Origin of the sequence: Synechococcus sp. MU1655, assembly GCF_023630655.1 — a bacterium.
Taxonomy (GTDB): Bacteria; Cyanobacteriota; Cyanobacteriia; order PCC-6307; family Cyanobiaceae; genus Synechococcus_C.
In genome coordinates this window covers 1-3242 of record NZ_JAKUHK010000233.1, presented here as the reverse complement: position 1 = coordinate 3242, position 3242 = coordinate 1, and the positions used below count along the sequence as shown (strand labels likewise).

General features: G+C 56.8%; 6 protein-coding genes and 1 pseudogene. All 7 read right to left on the bottom strand.

Features of this window, described 5'->3' with window-relative positions:
• Nucleotides 1-170: pseudogene (locus NCN04_RS09885) on the bottom strand (preprotein translocase subunit SecY); the annotation flags it as partial.
• 109 nt (nt 171-279) lie between these two features.
• Nucleotides 280-732, bottom strand: a complete 453-nt coding sequence (gene rplO, locus NCN04_RS09880; protein WP_048347899.1) for a 50S ribosomal protein L15 — start codon at nt 730-732, stop codon at nt 280-282.
• A gap of 8 nt (nt 733-740) precedes the next feature.
• On the bottom strand, nt 741-1388 hold the full coding sequence (gene rpsE / locus NCN04_RS09875; protein ID WP_041426318.1) for a 30S ribosomal protein S5: 648 nt from the start codon (nt 1386-1388) through the stop codon (nt 741-743).
• Nucleotides 1389-1401: 13 nt separating this feature from the next.
• Nucleotides 1402-1770, bottom strand: coding sequence for a 50S ribosomal protein L18 (rplR, locus tag NCN04_RS09870; protein ID WP_250395979.1), 369 nt, complete (start codon nt 1768-1770; stop codon nt 1402-1404).
• A gap of 33 nt (nt 1771-1803) precedes the next feature.
• On the bottom strand, nt 1804-2343 hold the full coding sequence (gene rplF / locus NCN04_RS09865; protein WP_048347901.1) for a 50S ribosomal protein L6: 540 nt from the start codon (nt 2341-2343) through the stop codon (nt 1804-1806).
• Nucleotides 2344-2358: 15 nt separating this feature from the next.
• Nucleotides 2359-2760 (bottom strand): 30S ribosomal protein S8, encoded by a 402-nt coding sequence (rpsH, locus tag NCN04_RS09860; RefSeq protein WP_048347902.1) that lies wholly within the window; start codon nt 2758-2760, stop codon nt 2359-2361.
• Nucleotides 2761-2779: 19 nt separating this feature from the next.
• Nucleotides 2780-3242 (bottom strand): 50S ribosomal protein L5 (rplE, locus tag NCN04_RS09855; RefSeq protein WP_250395978.1); only part of this gene is annotated, 463 nt, incomplete at its 5' end.

Below are 3242 nucleotides of genomic sequence, written 5' to 3'. Positions count from 1 at the left end.
AATTGCTCAAAAGCGACGCGATCGATCCCAGGCATAGGGATATAGATCCCCAGCCGGACCAACATGAGCAGCCCCAACGTTGTGAGAACCCGGCCGCGCAGCTCAGGGTTCTGCACCAACTGGGTAATCACTTCAGTGGCACTGGGGTTACGTCCCCGACTGACAAGCATGGAGAAGGAAGAAAAGAATGGGGCTGATGCAGCAAAGCCGTCCCCGGACCGGAATCCAGTGGGACGGCTCAGACCTTAGATCTGCACGGAACAGATCGTATTGGTGAGATCAGTCGAGAACCTCACAGGTCCCACCGGCGGCTTCGATTTTGGCGCGTGCAGAGGCAGTAAAGGCAGCAGCCTGAACGGTGAGCTTTGCTTTCAGTTCACCGTTGCCAAGAATCTTCAGAGGACTCTTAGGGCTGGTGATAATGCCATCTTTGACAAGAGAGTCGAGATTGACGGTACTACCGGCCTTGATCTCGTTCAGTGCACTCACGTTGAGAACGGTGAATGACTTCGGATTGACCAGGGTGAAGTGCTTGAGCTTTGGCACCCGGCGATACAGGGGCATCTGACCGCCCTCAAATCCAGGACGGGTGGGACGGCCTGAGCGAGACTTTTGCCCGCGCATGCCGAAACCGCAGCTAGCACCTTGACCTGCTGCAATGCCACGCCCCTTACGCAATTTGCGCCGACGAGCACCTTTGTTGGGTTTAAGAGAGTCGAGTCTGAGAGTCATGGGGGAAATCAGGAGTAGATCTGCTCGAGGGAGATCCCCCGTTCCTTGGCTGTCTCCTTGTGAGTGCGGAGCAGTTGTAGGGCCACCATGGCAGCCCGAGCGTTATTAAGAGGAGTTTTGCTTCCCAGGCGTTTCGCCAAGACATTTTTAATGCCTGCGAGCTCGAGCACCGTACGAATGGATCCACCGGCAATTACACCGGTACCAGGAGCGGCTGGACGGATGAGAACACTCGCTGCGCCGTCACGACCATTCGACAGAGTCGGGATCGAGTTGTGGCGGGTTAGAGGGACTTTTACCAGGTGCTTTTTGCCATCAGCGACGCCCTTGCGTACGGCACCGATGACATCGCCGGCCTTGCCGACACCAACGCCGACCTGACCGCGCTCATTGCCGACAACAACGATGGCGCGAAAGCTCATCTTTTTGCCGCCTTTGACGGTCTTGGAGACCCTACGGATCTGTACAACGCGCTCCTGCCATTCGGAATCACGTTCTTGGCCGCGGCGACGGTCGCCACGACCTCCGCGACGGTCACCGCGGCCGCCACCGCGGCGCTGCTCCTGTTGTTGGCCTTGACCTTCAGCTGCTGCCGGAACGTCAGAAGCCGATGGCACGTCGTTGGAGGTGGTCTGGTTGTTGGGTTCGGTCGTCATAGTGAGAGCAGGATCAGAACTGAAGGCCCGCTTCCCGGGCGGCATCGGCAAGAGCTTTCACTCGGCCGTGGTACAGGTTGCCGCCTCGATCGAAGACAACTTGTTGAATGCCTTTGGCAATGGCACGTTTGGCCACTAAGTCGCCAACGGCAACGGACGCATCACAGCTGCAGCCATGCGCTTTGAGGCTGGATCGCAGGTCTTTGTCGAGGGTGGAAGCAGAACAAAGAGTGTTCTGAGCTTCGTCGTCGATCAACTGAGCGTAGATGTGACTGTTGGAGCGAAACACGGCCAGTCTGGGACGATCGGCAGTGCCACTGAGATGGCGACGCAGACGCCTGTGGCGTTTCTGGGTCTGCTGTTTGCGGGAGAGGGTCGACATGGTTGGTAAAGCTGAAGGGTGTCTGGCAGGGAATTACTTCTTGCCCGACTTGCCTGCCTTACGCAGGATGCGCTCGCCCGCATACTTAATCCCTTTGCCTTTGTAGGGCTCGGGAGGACGGATGGCGCGGATCTTGGCGGCTTCATTACCAACCAATTCCTTGTCGGTGCCTGAGACGGTGACGTTGGTGTTGTTCTCGACCGTGAAAGTGATGCCTTCAGGGGGCACCACCTCCACTGGATGGCTGTATCCAGCACTTACGACGAGGGTTTTGCCTTTGACCTGGGCTCGAGAGCCCACGCCAACGATCTCCAGCTTTTTGGAGTAGCCCTGACTCACTCCAATCACCATATTGGCGACGAGAGTTCTGCACAGGCCGTGGCGTTCACGGGAACTGCGTTTTGTACTGGTGGGTTCGACCACGATGGAGTTATCCACCTGGTTGACACTCACACCAATAGGAAGGGTGCGTTTGAGCTCACCCTTGGGTCCCTTCACAGTGACGGCAAGACCGTTGAGTGTGACATTCACCTTGTCGGGAATGGGGACTGGGTTTTTACCAATACGTGACATGGTTCAGGTTCCGGGTCAATAGACGTAGCAGAGCACTTCGCCGCCCACGCCTTGCTTGCGGGCGTCGCGGTCGCTCATCACACCCTTAGAGGTAGAGATGATGGCTACCCCTAGTCCTCCGAGGACCTTGGGCAGGCCGCGCGTGTTTTTGTAAATGCGCAGGCCAGGCTTGCTGACCCGTTGCATGGAGCGAATGGTGGGTTGGCGGTGTTTGCCGCTGTACTTGAGTCCCAGCACTAATTCGGTGCTGACACCCTCGCCTTGCTCGCTGATTTCAGCGATAAAGCCCTCTTGTTGCAGCACTTTGGCAATGCTGCGGGACATGCGAGAGGCTGGAACTTTTGTGGACTCGTGACGTTTTTCACTCGCATTGCGGATGCGAGTGAGCATGTCGGAAATTGGGTCGTGATTAGCCATAGTGGTTTCCGAGGGGGGCTCAGTTGCTGCGGAATGGCATTCCCATCTCGCGGAGGAGGGCCCGGCCCTCTTCATCCGTGCGGGCTGACGTCACAATTGTGATGTCCATGCCTCTGATGGCGTCGATCTTGTCGAAAGAGATCTCTGGGAAGATGATTTGCTCTCTAACTCCCACTGTGTAATTCCCACGGCCATCGAAACTTTTCGGGCTGACGCCTCGAAAATCGCGAATGCGGGGCAGCGCCAAGTTGATGAAGCGTTCTAAAAACGCATACATGCGATCACCCCGGAGGGTGACGGCACATCCAATCGGCATTCCCTGGCGGATTTTGAAAGCTGCAATCGCTTTCTTGGCTCTGGTAATAACAACTTTTTGGCCAGTGATTTGGGCCAATTCGTTCACCGAAGCCTCGAGGGACTTTGCATTGGTGGCTGCTTCGCCGAGTCCGCGATTAACGGTGACTTTCAGCACCTTGGGAACT

Bases quoted from the DNA above. Each gene is read 5' to 3' on its own strand.
- rplF (WP_048347901.1), bottom strand. From the start codon at position 2,343: ATGTCACGTATTGGTAAAAACCCAGTCCCCATTCCCGACAAGGTGAAT.
- rplO (WP_048347899.1), bottom strand. From the start codon at position 732: ATGACTCTCAGACTCGACTCTCTTAAACCCAACAAAGGTGCTCGTCGG.
- rpsH (WP_048347902.1), bottom strand. From the start codon at position 2,760: ATGGCTAATCACGACCCAATTTCCGACATGCTCACTCGCATCCGCAAT.
- rplR (WP_250395979.1), bottom strand. From the start codon at position 1,770: ATGTCGACCCTCTCCCGCAAACAGCAGACCCAGAAACGCCACAGGCGT.
- rpsE (WP_041426318.1), bottom strand. From the start codon at position 1,388: ATGACGACCGAACCCAACAACCAGACCACCTCCAACGACGTGCCATCG.